Origin of the sequence: Streptomyces sp. NPDC048331 (assembly GCF_043201215.1) — a bacterium.
Taxonomy (GTDB): Bacteria; Actinomycetota; Actinomycetes; order Streptomycetales; family Streptomycetaceae; genus Streptomyces.
This window is the reverse complement of sequence record NZ_JBICYT010000060.1, coordinates 1-13,973: the sequence shown is the minus strand read 5'-3', so window position 1 is coordinate 13,973 and position 13,973 is coordinate 1. Positions and strand designations below refer to the sequence as shown.

The following is a 13,973-nucleotide window of genomic DNA, read 5'->3' as shown; positions in this document are numbered from 1 at the left end:
CGAGTACGGCCGTCAGTTGTGGCCGAACTTCTTCTCCTTGCGCTTGTGCGCCATGTCCATCGGGCTCGGGGCCGAGGAGGACATCGACTCGGTCTCCGCCGAGCCCTTGGTCGGATCCTGCCCCGACCGGGGCTGCTGCTTGGCGGGCTGCTTCTGGTTCTTGTTCTTGGCCATGGTGGAACCTCCGTGAGGGTCTAGGGGCCAGGACCGCCTTCACACTCACACAACGCCAGAAACGGCGCATTTTGGATCATTACTGCGCGTAGTCGATGCCTCCCGCCCCGTCGACAGTGAGATCCGCCACGCCGATGATCGAGTTCCGGCCTTCAACACCCTTGGGGTCGGGCAGACTCGGGGAACCGCCGCAAAGCACAGAGGACCCCCAGGGAAGAGGGTGGAACACGTGGACCGCTGCGTCGTCCTGGTGGACGCCGGCTACCTGCTGGGTGCCGCCGCCAGCCTTCTCGCCGGGGAGCCCTCCCGCTCCCGGATCACCATCGACCACGCCGCCCTCATCCAAGGACTGCGCGAGCGGGCCGAGGCCGACACCGAGCAGCCCCTGCTGCGCATCTACTGGTTCGACGGGGCACCCGACCGGGTGCCCCAGCCCGAACACCGGCGGCTGCGCGTCATGCCCCGGGTCACCGTCCGCCTCGGCGCCCTGACCCGGAGCGACGGCCGCTGGGCCCAGAAGGGCGTCGACGCCGCCATGCACGCCGAGCTCACCGAGCTCGCCCGCAACCGGGCCTGCTCCGACGTCGTACTCGTCACCGGCGACGGAGACCTGCTGCCCGGCCTGATGTCCGCCAAGGAACACGGGGTCGCCGTCCACCTGTGGGCCGTCCAGGCAGCCGACGGGGACTACAACCAGTCCGAGGACCTCGTCGCCGAGGCCGACGAACGCCGCGTCCTGGACCGGGCCTGGATCACCCGGGCGGTCCGCGCCAAGGACCTCACCGGACTGTGCTCCCCGCCGCCCGCCCCGCGCCCCGACATCGCCGCCATCCTCTCCGCCCCCCTGCCCGAGGCCGCGCTCGCCGAGGCCGCCCGCAACGGCGCCGCCACCCCCGGGCCGGAGGACCGCGACGGGGTCCCCGTACCCGCGCCCGCCACGCCCGGCGGCAAACCGGTACCCACGCCCAAGGACCTGGCCGGCGCCCTGCGCGCCACCGGCCCGCAGAGCGGCCCCAGTGCGCCGAGCGGCGCCCACGCCCCCGCCAGCGCCCTGCGCTGGTCCTCCGACAAGGGCTGGATCGACCGGGCCGGACCATTGGGAGAGCCCGCCGAGACCGCCTCGCTGCCCACCCTCGCCCAGCTCACCAGCGCCGAACAGCGCTGGGCGGACCGCGAGGAGGACATCACCACCGTCGGCGGCGACCCGTTCGAGGTGGGACAGGTGTTCGCCCGACGGTGGATGGAACGGCTCCCCGAGACCGTGCACCTGCAGAAGCTGGCCACGATGTACCCGCGGATCCCGCACCGGATCGACGGCGAACTGCTCCGCTACGCCGCCCGGTTCGGGCTGCTCGCGCACAAGGACGACCAGATCGACGAGCACGACCGCTACGCCATCCGGGCCGGGTTCTGGCGGGAGATCGACGTCCGCGCCGCCGCCGAACACGTGGTCGCCGTACCCACGGCCGGGCCCGGATCCACCCCCGGCGACCTCGGCGCCCCGCTGACCCCGACGGCCGAGTAGGGCCGGGAACCCCGTAGGCTGCTCCCTCGTGAGTACGGGCACAGCACAGGCGGGGAACAGCACGGCGGCGGCCGCGGGAGCGGCGCCGGACGTCATCTGCGCGGTGCGTGACCTCGTCAAGACGTATCCCGCGGTACGCGGCCGGCGCGGGGCTCCCGCCCTGCCCGAGACCCGCGCCAACGACGGGATCTCCCTCGATGTCCGGCGCGGCGAGATCTTCGGCCTGCTCGGCCCCAACGGCGCCGGCAAGTCCACCCTGGTCCGCCAGCTCACCGGCCTGATGCGGCCCGACTCCGGCGCCGTGACCCTGCTCGGCCACGACCTCGTACGCCACCCCGAGCGGGCCTCCCGGCTGCTCGCCTACCTGGGGCAGGAGTCCACCGCCCTGGACGAGCTCACGGTGGCGCTGGCCGTCGAGACCACCGGGCGGCTGCGCGGGCTCGATGTCCGCGCCGCCCGCGCCGCGCGGGACACCGTGCTGGAGGAGCTCGGGCTGGCCCCGATCGCCGGCCGGCCCCTGAAGAAACTCTCCGGCGGCCAGCGCCGCCTCGCCTGCTTCGCCACCGCGCTGGCGGGGGAGCGGCCCGTCCTGGTCCTCGACGAACCCACCACCGGCATGGACCCGGTCGCCCGACGGGCCGTGTGGTCCGCCGTCGACCGGCGGCGCGCCCAGCACGGCGCCACGGTCCTGCTCGTCACCCACAACGTGATCGAGGCCGAGACCGTCCTGGACCGGGTCGCCGTCATCGACCAGGGCAAGGTCATCGCCTGCGACACGCCGTCCGGCCTGAAGGCCACCGTCTCGGGCGAGGTCCGGCTGGAGCTGGTGTGGCGCGAAACCGCTCCGCTGGAGGTCCCCGAGGTCGCGCGGCTGCGCGACCGGGCCGTCGAATCGGGGCGCCGCTGGGTGCTCCGGCTGGCGCCGGACGAGGCGAGGGCGGCGGTGGCCTCGGTCACCGGCAGCCCGGCCTTCGCCGCGCTCGACGACTTCACCCTGGCGACCCCCAGCCTGGAAGACGTGTACCTGGCCCTCGGCGGCAAGACGAAAGGACTGGTGAAGTCGTGAGCGACCGCTCGACGGGAGCCGTCCGGGCCGTGCTCGCGCCCGACGCCGCTCCGGGGGCCGCACCGTCACCCGCCCCGGGGGCCGCGCCGACCGACGCCACCACCGGCCGCGCCCCGGCACCGCAGCCCGCGCCGCTGGCGCCCGGCGCTCGGTTCTTCCCCTCCCTGGCGGCCGTCTACCGGGCCCAGCTGTCCCGGGCCCGGGTGGCCCGGATCCCGCTGCTGTTCGTCGCCACCTTCCAGTCCGTCGGGATCATGATCCTGATGCGGGGCGTGGTCGACGGAGGCTCCGAGGCCCGCGCCGTCGTCGCCGGCTCCTCGGTGCTCGTCGTCGCCTTCGTCGCCCTGAACCTGCTCGCCCAGTACTTCGGGCAGCTGCGGGCCGGCGGCGGCCTCGACCACTACGCCACCCTGCCCGTGCCGCCCGCGTCGGTGGTCCTGGGCGCGGCCGCCGCCTACGCCTCCTTCACACTGCCGGGGACCCTCGTCACCGCGGTCTTCGGATGCCTGCTGTTCGGGCTGCCGATGAGCGGACTGTGGATCCTCGCCGCGGTGGTGCCGCTGGCCGGAGCCGCGCTGGCCGGGCTCGGCGCGGCGCTGGGGCTGCTGGCACCGCGGCAGGAGCTGGCCACCCTCGCGGGGCAGCTCGGGATGTCGGCGGCGCTGCTGCTCGGGGTGCTGCCGCCGGAGCGGATGCCGGACGTGATCGTGTGGGCCCGGGACCTGCTGCCGTCCACGTACGGCGTCGAGGCCTTCGCCCGTACCTTCGCCCCGGAACCGGACTGGGCCGCCGTCGCCCTCGACCTGGGCGTGTGCGGGGCCGTCGGGGTCCTCTCGCTGACCGTCGCGACCTGGGCGTACCGCCGGGCGGCCGTCCGCTGACGCGGTCCGCCGACGCCGCTGCCGGGCACACCTGGCACGATGTGGGGGTGACCGAAGCCGTGACCCCGCAGTCCCCCGTCGACCCGCCGCCGCTCCAGCCCGAGAAGCCGGGAGCCGCCGCCCGGGCGATCACCCCGGAGGACATCCGGGACGGGGCCCTCGTCGCCCTGCTCGTCGGGGCGGCCGGACTGCTCCTCGGCCTGCTGTGGGTGTGGCTGGCCCCCCGGGTGCAGTACGTCTCCAACGGGGAGGCGGTGTTCCTGCGCAGCCCCGAGAGCGAGGCGCGGATCGCATCCGACGGCACCTTCTTCCTGCTGGCGCTGGGGCTGGGCGTGCTCAGCGCCGTCGGCACCTTCCTGTGGCGGCGGTCCGGCGGTGTGCCGCTGGTGATCGGGCTCGCGGTCGGGTCGGTCTTCGGGGCGCTGGTGGGATGGCGGTTCGGGCTGTGGCTGGGGCCGTCGTCGGACCTGGTCGCCGCCGCGAAGAAGGCGGGCGAGGGGGTCGCGTTCGACGCGCCGCTGGAGCTGCTCGCGCACGGGGCGCTGCTGGCGTGGCCGATGACCGCCGTGCTGCTGCACCTGGGGATGACCGCGCTGTGGACACCGCGGGATCCGGATCCCGTGCCGGTGATCGGCTGGTCGGGGTACTACCAGGCGCCGCAGCCGCCGTCCGCCGACGCGGCGCCCGCGGCCCCGGAGCCTCCCCGCGCCTGACCGTGCCCGGCGCTGCCCGGACCCCGCGCCTCGAACGCGGACAGGGCCGCGGCCAGGCGATTTCAAGTCATTCCGTCGTCGCTGTTCGAATTCAAACGCTTGCGCGCCGTTATGATTCGATCATGGGACCCCTGAAGCCGAACGTCATTGAGCTCATAACAGGCCTCATCACCTTCCTCGCGGTCTTCGCCGCGCTGGCCAAGGTCCTCCTGCCGAGGATCGACAAGATCCTGGCCGAGCGTGAAGAGGCCACCACGGGCGTACTGGAGCGGGCCGGGGCGGTCCAGCTGGACGCGCAGCGCGTCCGTGCCGCATACCAGGCGGAGTTGACTGCCGCGCGTCACGAGGCCTCGCAGATCCGGCAGGCCGCCCTGGAGGAGGGCGCCGCCCTCCTCGCCGCTGTTCGCGCCGAGGGGCAGAAGGCGCGCGAGGAGATGGTCGCCGCGGCCACGGTGCAGCTGGAGGCCGACCGGGTGATCGCCGAGGCAGAGCTCCGCGAGGGCGTCCTCGCGCTGGCCGCGGAGCTGGCCGGGCGCATCCTCGGTGAACCGCTCACCGACCTCGATCGTGCCCGCGCCGTCGCCGACGAGTTCTTCGCCGCCGCAGAAGCCGATCTGCAGACCTGAGCCCAGGACTGTTCACGGGGCGCGGGCCGGGCCGCGTCGGCCGGTACCGCTACGGGCGGGCGATCGGGGCCACGGTGGCTGCCGTGAGAGCGGTCAGGTCCGACGGGGAGAGTTCGATCTCCAGGCCTCGGCGGCCCGCCGAGCAGCAGATCGTGGGGTGCGCCGCGGCCGAGGTGTCGATCACCGTACGGAGGCGCTTGCGCTGACCGAGCGGGGAGATGCCGCCGCGGACGTAGCCCGTGGTGCGCTCCGCCAGGGCCGGGTCGGCCATCGCCGCCCGCTTGCCGCCGACCGCCGTCGCCAGGGCCTTCAGGTCCAGCGACCCCGAGACCGGGACCACCGCCACCGTCAGGACGCCGTCCACGTCCGCCACCAGCGTCTTGAAGACCTGGGCGGGTGAGACACCGAGCGCCTGCGCTGCCTCCTCCCCGTACGAGGGATGGGCCGGGTCGTGCTCGTACGCGTGCGTGGTGAACGCGACGCCCGCCGCCGTCAGGGCGACGATCGCCGGGGTACCTGCCGCCTGCTTGGACTTCTTCGCCATCGGTGTGCGCTCAGTTCGGGCTCGTCGGGGCACGGGTCAGGTCCACCGCCGGCAGCGACGGGAGATGACGGATCACCGCCGTCTCCGTACGCAGCAGCTTCAGCTCCTCCGCCAGCCGCGTCGCGGTGTCCGGGGCCTGGAGCAGCCGCTGCTTCGCCGGGATGTCCAGCACGGCCGCCGCTGCCACCAGGTAGGAGACCACCGAGGGCTCGTCGGGGAGCTCCGCGCCGGTCAGGGACCGTTCACGGGCCCCGGCCAGCCGCTTCTGGTAGTTGCGGAAGGCCCGCAGCACCCCCTCGGCCAGCACACCCGCGCCGTCGCCCGCGTCCTCCGGGAGCTCTTCCAGCTCCGCGGTCAGGAACGGGCCCGAGGAGTCGACCGAGAGCAGGCGCACCCGCGTCGTACCGGTCGCCAGGACCTCGAAGCTGCCGTCCTCCCGCTCCCGTACGGTCGCCGCGTCGGCGATGCAGCCCACCCGGTGGAAGGCCTGGATCGGGTCGGAGCCGAAGCCCGCGGCCGGGCCCCGCTCGGGCAGGGCCGTCTGGTCCGGCAGGCCGGGCGCGGTCGGCGCGACCTCCCGGCCGTCGCGGATCGCGACGACCGCGAAGCGGCGCGGCTCGTCCTCGCCCGCCTTCAGCAGCTCGCGCATCATGGCGCGATAACGCGCCTCGAAGATGTTCAGCGGGAGGACGAGTCCCGGGAACAACACCGAGTTCAGCGGGAAGAGGGGCAGGCGAACGGTGGTCACCTGGCACAGGGTAATCGCCCGGGCGCCGGAGGGTGTCCGGCGTTTGAGGGGCGGACGGCGGCACGTGCGCGAACCGTCGGACGACCCCCGCCACGATCACCCCCGCCGCAGCAGCCGCGAGGCCCCCGCCGCCACCGTCGTGGCCAGGATCCAGCCCATCACGACCAGGCCCGCCGCCCCCCACTGCCAGCCGCCCTCCAGCTTCCACTGCCCCTGCTGACCGAGGTCGATCACCGGAAGCAGCAGGTCCAGCGCGTATAGGGCGGCGCTCCACTGCGGATGCTCGTCCGCCTTGATCGCGGGCGGGTCCAGCTGGGAGAACGTCAACGCCCCCGCCGCCCACAGCACCGCCATCCACAGCGCGGCCCGGCCCGGCCGGTAGCCGTAGACCACCGTCCAGTCCTGGAGGTACCCCCACGCCTTCGGGGCGGGCGGCAGCGTGGCCCGCCGCCGTCGCTGCTTGGCCAGCAGCACCTCGCGGGCCTCCTGGTCCTCGCCACTGGCCCGCAGCACCGCGGCCAACCGCTCGTACGGCTCCGGCGAGTACTCGGGAGTGGCCGCCGCCACCCACTCCAGGCGGCGCGAGAGCGGGAAATGGCCCCGGGGCGCGAGGTTCTCGTAGACGAACCCCTCGATGGACAACCCGCCCGGGCCCGGCCAGCTCGTGGAGGTGTCGACGAGCTTGACCACCTTGGCCCCCGACACCACCACCCGCCCGCACTCCGGCCGCTCACCGACGAAACGGAACTCGGGGGTCTGGATCCGGCGCAGGGAGATCTCCTGCTCGTCCGTGAGCGTGAACCGGGCGCCGTAGAAGTCGATGGCGTCCCCGAACCGCCCGTCGTCCAGCCGCAGCCCGCCCACGCACTCGAAGTACCGGGCCCGCCGGCCCCGTACGGGCGTCGGCCCCAGCCCGTACGGGGGAGTGGAGGTGCCCCCGTACGCGGCGTAGTCCAGCGCGATGGAGGTCAGGTACAGGGTCCGCTCGACCGTCAGCTGCGGGGCGTTCAGCGCGAACCGCCCGGACGGGTTGCGCAGGCGGGCGCCGCGCAGGTTCATCGACACGCCGACCTTGGCTCCGCGCAGGCTGACCTCCCCGTGCGTCTCCAGCAGCTCGCCCTGTAAGTCCTGTGCGACGGAGAGCCCGTCGGCGGCGATCGCCCGGCCCTTGCTGTCCCGCTGCACCACGGCCTGGCTGATCAGCAGATCGGTGCCGATCTGCGCGTCGGTCAGCCGGATCCCGCGCGCCACCCGGCAGCGTGGCAGGTGCAGATCGCCCTCGGTGTGCAGCCGGGCGGCCTCCAGCCGCGGTATCGCGCAGTTGACCATCCGCAGCGTGCCGAACCGGGCCTCGGACAGCTGGATCTCGCTGTCGAAGCGGCAGGACTGCAACTCCACGTACGGGGCCACCGTGCCACCGGACAGTTCCAGCCGCCCGGCGATCCGCACCCCGCGCAGCTTGAGCGAGGCCACCCGCCCCGGCACCGGCGGCGGCCCGTGCAACAGCAGCCGGGCGACCACCCGGGCGCGGACGCTGCGCTCGGGCCCCCAGACGTGCTCGGCGTGCGGATCGTCCCGGTCGGCGGCGCGGGCGCTGAGATCGCAGACGCTGCCCGTGCGGTACGCGTCCCACATCCGGCGTTCTGAAGCGGTGAGATCCGCCGGTTCCTCGTCCGTGCGCGCCTCGGTCACGGCGGCCCCCCTCCGCTGTCATCCACGTGTAGGGGAACGCTATCGGGCCCCTGTGACATGCGGGGCCTGTATCAGCCAGTGATACGGGCGGACGGTGGCGCGAAGCGGTCTGAGAGAATTGTGAGGTGATCTCTCGTATCGACCTGCGCGGTGACGCCCTCCCCGAGGGTGGCGCCCTGCGCGATCTGCTGCCCCGTGCCGAGTTCGACGTAGAAGCTGCCCTGGAGAAGGTGCGGCCCATCTGCGAGGACGTCCATCATCGTGGCACGGCGGCGCTGATCGAGTACGCGCAGAGGTTCGACGGGGTCGAGCTCTCGCAGGTCCGGGTGCCCGCGGAGGCGATCAAGGCCGCCCTGGAACAGCTGGACCCGGCCGTCCGCGCCGCCTTGGAGGAGTCGATCCGGCGCGCCCGGATCGTGCACCGCAACCAGCGCCGCACCGAGCACACCACCCAGGTGGTCCCAGGCGGCACGGTGACCGAGAAGTGGGTTCCGGTGGAGCGCGTGGGGCTGTACGCCCCGGGCGGCCGCTCCGTGTACCCCTCCTCCGTCGTCATGAACGTCGTACCGGCCCAGGAGGCGGGCGTCGAGTCGATCGCGCTCGCGTCCCCGCCGCAGAAGGAGTTCGGCGGGCTCCCGCACCCCACGATCCTCGCCGCGTGCGCGCTGCTCGGCGTGGACGAGGTGTACGCGGCCGGCGGGGCCGTGGCCGTCGCGATGTTCGCGTACGGCACCGAGGACTGCCTCCCGGTCAACATGGTGACCGGCCCCGGCAACATCTGGGTCGCCGCCGCCAAGCGCTACTTCACGGGGAAGATCGGCATCGACACCGAGGCCGGCCCGACCGAGATCGCCGTCCTCGCCGACTCCACGGCCGACCCGGTGCACGTCGCCGCCGACCTGATCAGCCAGGCCGAGCACGACCCGCTGGCCGCCGCCGTGCTCGTCACGGACTCCGCGGAGCTCGCGGACGCCGTCGAGAAGGAGCTGGAGCCGCAGGTCGCCGCGACCAAGCACGTCGAGGACCGGATCAAGCCCGCCCTCGCCGGCAAGCAGTCCGCGATCGTGCTCGTCGACAGCCTGGAGGACGGCCTCAAGGTCGTCGACGCGTACGGCGCCGAGCACCTGGAGATCCAGACCGCCGACGCCGCCGCCTGGGCCGCCCGCGTCCGGAACGCCGGCGCGATCTTCGTCGGCCCGTGGGCCCCGGTCTCGCTCGGCGACTACTGCGCCGGCTCGAACCACGTGCTGCCCACCGGCGGTTGCGCCTGCCACTCCTCCGGCCTGTCCGTGCAGTCCTTCCTGCGCGGCATCCACATCGTCGACTACACGCGCGACGCCCTCGCCGAGGTCACCCACCACGTGGTGACGCTGGCCGAGGCCGAGGACCTGCCCGCGCACGGCGCCGCCCTGAAGGCGCGCTTCGGATGGAAGGTGCCCACCCAGTGAGCTTCGGCATCGACGACCTGCCCATCCGGGACGAGCTGCGCGGCAAGAGCCCCTACGGCGCCCCGCAGCTCGACGTGCCCGTCCAACTGAACACCAACGAGAACCCGTACGAGCTGCCCGCCGAACTCGTCGCGCGCATCGCCGAGCGCGTCGCCGAGGCGGCCCGCACCCTCAACCGCTACCCCGACCGGGACGCGGTCGAGCTGCGCACCCAGCTGGCCGCCTACCTCACCCGTACCGGCAAGCACCCCGTGGCCCGCGAGAACGTCTGGGCCGCCAACGGCTCCAACGAGGTCATCCAGCAGCTGCTGCAGACCTTCGGCGGACCCGGCCGCACCGCCCTCGGCTTCGAGCCCTCCTACTCGATGCACGCGCTGATCTCCCGCGGCACCGGCACCGGCTGGATCTCCGGCCCGCGCCGCGAGGACTTCACCATCGACGTGGAGGCGGCGGAGCGGGCGATCACCGAGCACGCCCCCGACGTCGTCTTCATCACCTCGCCCAACAACCCCACGGGCACCGCGGTCGAGGCCGAGACGGTCCTCGCCCTCTACGAGGCCGCTCAGGCGACCAAGCCCTCCCTGGTGATCGTGGACGAGGCCTACGTGGAGTTCAGCCACCGGGACTCGCTGCTGCCCCTCATCGAGGGCCGCCCCAACATGGTGATCTCCCGGACCATGTCCAAGGCCTTCGGCGCGGCCGGTCTGCGCCTGGGCTACCTGGCGGCGCACCCCGCCGTCGTCGACGCCGTCCAGCTGGTGCGCCTGCCGTACCACCTGTCGGCCGTCACCCAGGCCACCGCACTGGCCGCCCTGGAACACACCGACACCCTGCTCGGCTACGTCGAGCAGCTCAAGGCCGAGCGCGACCGCCTGGTCGTGGAACTGCGGGCGATCGGCTTCGAGGTCACCGATTCCGACGCGAACTTCATCCAGTTCGGGAAGTTCGAGGACTCGCACACCACCTGGCAGAAGATCCTCGACCAGGGCGTCCTGGTCCGGGACAACGGCGTACCGGGATGGCTGCGGGTCACCGCCGGCACCCCGACGGAGAACGACGCGTTCCTGGAAGCGGTTCGCGCACTGAAGAAGGAGCAGCACGCATGAGCCGCATCGGACGGGTCGAACGGACCACCAAGGAGACCTCGGTCGTCGTCGAGATAAACCTCGACGGCACCGGCCAGGTCGACGTCTCGACGGGCGTGGGCTTCTACGACCACATGCTCGACCAGCTCGGCCGCCACGGCCTCTTCGACCTCACCGTCAAGACCGAGGGCGACCTGCACATCGACAGCCACCACACCATCGAGGACAGCGCCCTCGCGCTGGGCGCCGCCTTCAAGCAGGCCCTCGGCGACAAGGTCGGCATCTACCGCTTCGGCAACTGCACCGTGCCGCTCGACGAATCCCTCGCCCAGGTGACCGTCGACCTGTCCGGCCGCCCCTACCTCGTGCACACCGAGCCCGAGAACATGGCGCCGATGATCGGCACGTACGACACGACGATGACCCGGCACATCTTCGAGTCCTTCGTCGCACAGGCCCAGATCGCCCTGCACATCCACGTCCCGTACGGGCGCAACGCCCACCACATCGTGGAGTGCCAGTTCAAGGCCCTCGCCCGGGCCCTGCGCTACGCCGCCGAGTTCGACCCGCGCGCGGCCGGCATCCTGCCCTCCACGAAGGGCGCCCTCTAGCCGTGAACGGCCTGAACACCATCCTGATCGTCCTCGGCCTGTTCCTGGCCGGGGGCGTCTACTCCTTCCAGAAGCAGAAGATGCCCAAATCGGTCATCATTCTGCTCGCTCTGGCCTCCGCGATGTGTCTGGCCGCCGGAGTCCTGCGAATCCAGGGAATTTGGGAATGAGCGCAGTCCGCCCCACCAAGAACGTCGTCGTCTTCGACTACGGCTTCGGAAACGTCCGCTCCGCCGAGCGGGCCCTCGCCCGCGTCGGCGCGAACGTCGAGATCACCCGCGACTACGACAAGGCCATGGACGCCGACGGACTCCTCGTCCCCGGCGTCGGCGCCTTCTCCGCCTGCATGCAGGGCCTCAAGGACGCCCGCGGCGACTGGATCATCGGCCGCCGGCTCTCCGGCGGCCGCCCGGTCATGGGCATCTGCGTCGGCATGCAGATCCTCTTCGAGCGCGGGATCGAGCACGGCGTCGAGACCGAGGGTCTGGACGAGTGGCCCGGCACGGTCGGCCCGCTCAAGGCCCCGATCGTCCCCCACATGGGCTGGAACACCGTCGAGGCCCCCGCCGACAGCCAGGCCTTCAAGGGCCTGGACGCCGACGCCCGGTTCTACTTCGTGCACTCCTACGCGGCGCGCGACTGGAGCCTCGAAGTCACCAACCCGGCGATCCGCGCCCCCAAGGTCACCTGGGCCACCCACGGCGAGCGCTTCGTGGCGGCGGTGGAGAACCGGGCCCTGTGGGCCACGCAGTTCCACCCCGAGAAGTCCGGCGACGCCGGCGCCCAGCTCCTCACCAACTGGATCGAGACCCTGTGATGACCGCACCCACGCTCGAACTCCTGCCCGCGGTCGACGTCCGCGACGGCCAGGCCGTCCGCCTCGTGCACGGGGTGTCCGGCAGCGAGACCTCCTACGGCTCCCCGCTGGACGCGGCCCTCGCCTGGCAGCGCTCCGGCGCCGAGTGGCTGCACCTGGTCGACCTGGACGCCGCCTTCGGCACCGGTGACAACCGCGCCTTGGTCGCCGAGATCACCCGCGCCATGGACATCAAGGTCGAGCTGTCCGGCGGCATCCGCGACGACGCCTCGCTCGCCGCGGCCCTCGCCACCGGCTGCACCCGCGTCAACCTGGGCACCGCCGCCCTGGAGACCCCCGAGTGGGCCGCCAAGGCCATCGCCGAGCACGGCGACCGGATCGCCATCGGCCTCGACGTCCGCGGCACCACCCTCAAGGGCCGCGGCTGGACCAGCGAGGGCGGCGACCTCTACGAGACCCTCGCCCGCCTCGACTCCGAGGGCTGCGCCCGCTACGTCGTCACCGACATCGGCAAGGACGGCACGCTGACCGGCCCCAACCTGGAGCTGCTGAAGAACGTCTGCGCCGCCACCGACCGGCCCGTCGTCGCCTCCGGCGGCATCTCCTCGCTCGACGACCTGCGGGCGCTGTCCGCACTGGTCCCGCTCGGCGTCGAGGGCGCGATCGTCGGCAAGGCCCTGTACGCCAAGGCCTTCACCCTGGAAGAAGCCCTGAAGGTGGTCTCCGCATGAGCAGTTCCCCCGACGTGCGCCGCATCTCCTCCGGCGGTGCCTACGAGGACGTCATCGGCTACTCCCGCGCCGTGGCCCTGTCCAACGGGCTGGTCCTGGTCTCCGGCTGCACCGCGGCCGACGCGGGCGGCCCCTACGACCAGACGGTCAAGGCCTTCGAGGTCGCCTTCAAGGCGCTCGCCGAGGCCGGGATGGGACCCGAGGACGTGGTCCGCACCCGGATGTACCTCACGCACGCCCGGGACGTCGAAGAGGTGGGCCGCGCCCACAAGCAGCTCTTCGACGCGGTCCGGCCCGCCGCGACCATGCTCATCGTCTCCGGCTTCGTCGACCCCAGCATGGTCGTCGAGGTGGAGGTAGAGGCGTACAAGGCGGTGGCGGAATGACCCTCGCCGTACGGGTGATCCCCTGCCTGGACGTGGACAACGGCCGGGTCGTCAAGGGCGTCAACTTCCAGAACCTGCGCGACGCGGGCGACCCGGTGGAGATGGCCAAGCTGTACGACGCCGAGGGCGCCGACGAGCTGACCTTCCTCGACATCACCGCGTCCTCCGGGAACCGCGAGACCACGTACGACGTGGTGCGCCGCACCGCCGAACAGGTCTTCATCCCGCTCACGGTGGGCGGCGGCGTCCGCACGGCCGACGACGTCGACAAGCTGCTGCGCGCGGGAGCGGACAAGGTGGGCGTGAACACGGCCGCCATCGTCCGCCCCGAGCTGATCCAGGAGATCGCGGAGCGATTCGGCCGGCAGGTCCTCGTCCTCTCGGTCGACGCCCGCCGCACCGCCGCCGGGACCTTCGAGGTCACCACGCACGGCGGCCGCCAGGGCACCGGGATCGACGCCGTCGAGTGGGCGCACCGGGCGGCGGAGCTGGGCGCGGGCGAGATCCTGCTCAACTCGATGGACGCGGACGGCACGAAGGACGGCTACGACGTCGAGATGATCGCGGCGGTCCGCAAGCACGTCACGGTCCCGGTGATCGCCTCGGGCGGCGCGGGCCGCCTGGCCGACTTCGCCCCGGCGATCGAAGCGGGCGCGGACGCGGTGCTGGCGGCGTCGGTCTTCCACTTCGGCGACCTCCGCATCGCCGAAGTCAAGTCCGCCCTCCGCGAAGCGGGCCACCCGATCCGCTGACCCCGGCCCGGGGGGGTTGCCGATCCCGGTCCCGCTTCCGGTCCGGTGTCCGCCGTTGCCCTGGCCGGGCGGTGCCGTGGCCCTGGCCGGGCGGTGCGGGTGCCGTTCCCGGGTGCGGTCCGGTGGTCGCGCCTCAAACGCCGGCGGGGCTGGGGGTGGCTTCGGGTGGGGCGG

17 protein-coding genes are annotated in these 13,973 nt (G+C 72.8%); 13 read left to right on the top strand and 4 right to left on the bottom strand.

Translation table 11 applies throughout. The features are described from left to right. Positions 1–12 precede the first annotated feature (12 nt). Positions 13–174: a hypothetical protein gene (locus tag ACGFYY_RS39645; protein ID WP_365277501.1), complete on the bottom strand. Its 162-nt coding sequence runs from the start codon at positions 172–174 to the stop codon at positions 13–15. Between the two features lie 220 nt (positions 175–394). Here ACGFYY_RS39645 and ACGFYY_RS39640 point away from each other — a divergent pair, with 220 nt between their 5' ends. The 5 genes from ACGFYY_RS39640 (at position 395) to ACGFYY_RS39620 (ending at position 4,985) form a co-directional block, all read left to right on the top strand. Beyond that, on the top strand, positions 395–1,699 hold the full coding sequence (locus ACGFYY_RS39640) for an NYN domain-containing protein (protein ID WP_393717127.1): 1,305 nt from the start codon (positions 395–397) through the stop codon (positions 1,697–1,699). A 28-nt stretch (positions 1,700–1,727) separates the two neighbouring features. Beyond that, positions 1,728–2,765, top strand: a complete 1,038-nt coding sequence (locus tag ACGFYY_RS39635; RefSeq protein ID WP_393717125.1) for an ABC transporter ATP-binding protein — start codon at positions 1,728–1,730, stop codon at positions 2,763–2,765. After that, on the top strand, positions 2,762–3,646 hold the full coding sequence (locus ACGFYY_RS39630; RefSeq protein ID WP_393717123.1) for an ABC transporter permease: 885 nt from the start codon (positions 2,762–2,764) through the stop codon (positions 3,644–3,646). The genes ACGFYY_RS39635 and ACGFYY_RS39630 overlap by 4 nt, the downstream gene beginning before the upstream one ends. A 47-nt stretch (positions 3,647–3,693) precedes the next feature. After that, positions 3,694–4,359 (top strand): hypothetical protein, encoded by a 666-nt coding sequence (locus ACGFYY_RS39625; protein WP_393717121.1) that lies wholly within the window; start codon positions 3,694–3,696, stop codon positions 4,357–4,359. Positions 4,360–4,481: 122 nt separating this feature from the next. After that, complete coding sequence (locus ACGFYY_RS39620; protein ID WP_393717119.1) at positions 4,482–4,985, top strand: hypothetical protein; 504 nt, start codon at positions 4,482–4,484, stop codon at positions 4,983–4,985. A 49-nt stretch (positions 4,986–5,034) separates the two neighbouring features. Here the strand turns inward: ACGFYY_RS39620 and ybaK are convergent, their stop codons facing one another. The 3 genes from ybaK to ACGFYY_RS39605 all read right to left on the bottom strand — a co-directional run bounded on the left by ybaK (position 5,035) and on the right by ACGFYY_RS39605 (position 7,969). Beyond that, entirely contained in the window at positions 5,035–5,529 is a 495-nt protein-coding gene (ybaK, locus tag ACGFYY_RS39615) for a Cys-tRNA(Pro) deacylase (protein ID WP_365280717.1), read from the bottom strand. A gap of 10 nt (positions 5,530–5,539) precedes the next feature. Next, on the bottom strand, positions 5,540–6,277 hold the full coding sequence (locus ACGFYY_RS39610; RefSeq protein ID WP_365280720.1) for an LON peptidase substrate-binding domain-containing protein: 738 nt from the start codon (positions 6,275–6,277) through the stop codon (positions 5,540–5,542). Positions 6,278–6,373: 96 nt separating this feature from the next. After that, complete coding sequence (locus tag ACGFYY_RS39605; protein ID WP_393717116.1) at positions 6,374–7,969, bottom strand: oxidoreductase; 1,596 nt, start codon at positions 7,967–7,969, stop codon at positions 6,374–6,376. Between the two features lie 125 nt (positions 7,970–8,094). Between ACGFYY_RS39605 and hisD the strand changes: the two genes are divergently transcribed. From hisD to hisF, 8 genes are read left to right on the top strand one after another with little or no spacing between them, the layout of a single operon-like run. Further along, complete coding sequence (gene hisD, locus ACGFYY_RS39600) at positions 8,095–9,417, top strand: histidinol dehydrogenase (RefSeq protein WP_393717114.1); 1,323 nt, start codon at positions 8,095–8,097, stop codon at positions 9,415–9,417. Then, positions 9,414–10,523 (top strand): histidinol-phosphate transaminase, encoded by a 1,110-nt coding sequence (locus ACGFYY_RS39595; RefSeq protein WP_393717112.1) that lies wholly within the window; start codon positions 9,414–9,416, stop codon positions 10,521–10,523. Before hisD ends, ACGFYY_RS39595 begins: the two co-directional genes overlap by 4 nt. Further along, positions 10,520–11,113 carry an imidazoleglycerol-phosphate dehydratase HisB gene (gene hisB, locus ACGFYY_RS39590; RefSeq protein WP_030009963.1) on the top strand — a complete coding sequence of 198 codons (594 nt, stop codon included), beginning with the start codon at positions 10,520–10,522 and terminating at the stop codon, positions 11,111–11,113. The genes ACGFYY_RS39595 and hisB overlap by 4 nt, the downstream gene beginning before the upstream one ends. Before the next feature lie 2 nt (positions 11,114–11,115). After that, positions 11,116–11,283, top strand: coding sequence for a hypothetical protein (locus tag ACGFYY_RS39585; RefSeq protein WP_030009964.1), 168 nt, complete (start codon positions 11,116–11,118; stop codon positions 11,281–11,283). Beyond that, entirely contained in the window at positions 11,280–11,930 is a 651-nt protein-coding gene (gene hisH, locus ACGFYY_RS39580) for an imidazole glycerol phosphate synthase subunit HisH (RefSeq protein ID WP_365280730.1), read from the top strand. Before ACGFYY_RS39585 ends, hisH begins: the two co-directional genes overlap by 4 nt. After that, entirely contained in the window at positions 11,930–12,661 is a 732-nt protein-coding gene (priA, locus tag ACGFYY_RS39575) for a bifunctional 1-(5-phosphoribosyl)-5-((5-phosphoribosylamino)methylideneamino)imidazole-4-carboxamide isomerase/phosphoribosylanthranilate isomerase PriA (protein ID WP_365280733.1), read from the top strand. Before hisH ends, priA begins: the two co-directional genes overlap by 1 nt. After that, positions 12,658–13,047, top strand: a complete 390-nt coding sequence (locus ACGFYY_RS39570) for a RidA family protein (protein ID WP_365280736.1) — start codon at positions 12,658–12,660, stop codon at positions 13,045–13,047. Before priA ends, ACGFYY_RS39570 begins: the two co-directional genes overlap by 4 nt. After that, positions 13,044–13,799: an imidazole glycerol phosphate synthase subunit HisF gene (gene hisF, locus ACGFYY_RS39565; protein WP_365280739.1), complete on the top strand. Its 756-nt coding sequence runs from the start codon at positions 13,044–13,046 to the stop codon at positions 13,797–13,799. Before ACGFYY_RS39570 ends, hisF begins: the two co-directional genes overlap by 4 nt. Positions 13,800–13,973 lie beyond the last annotated feature (174 nt).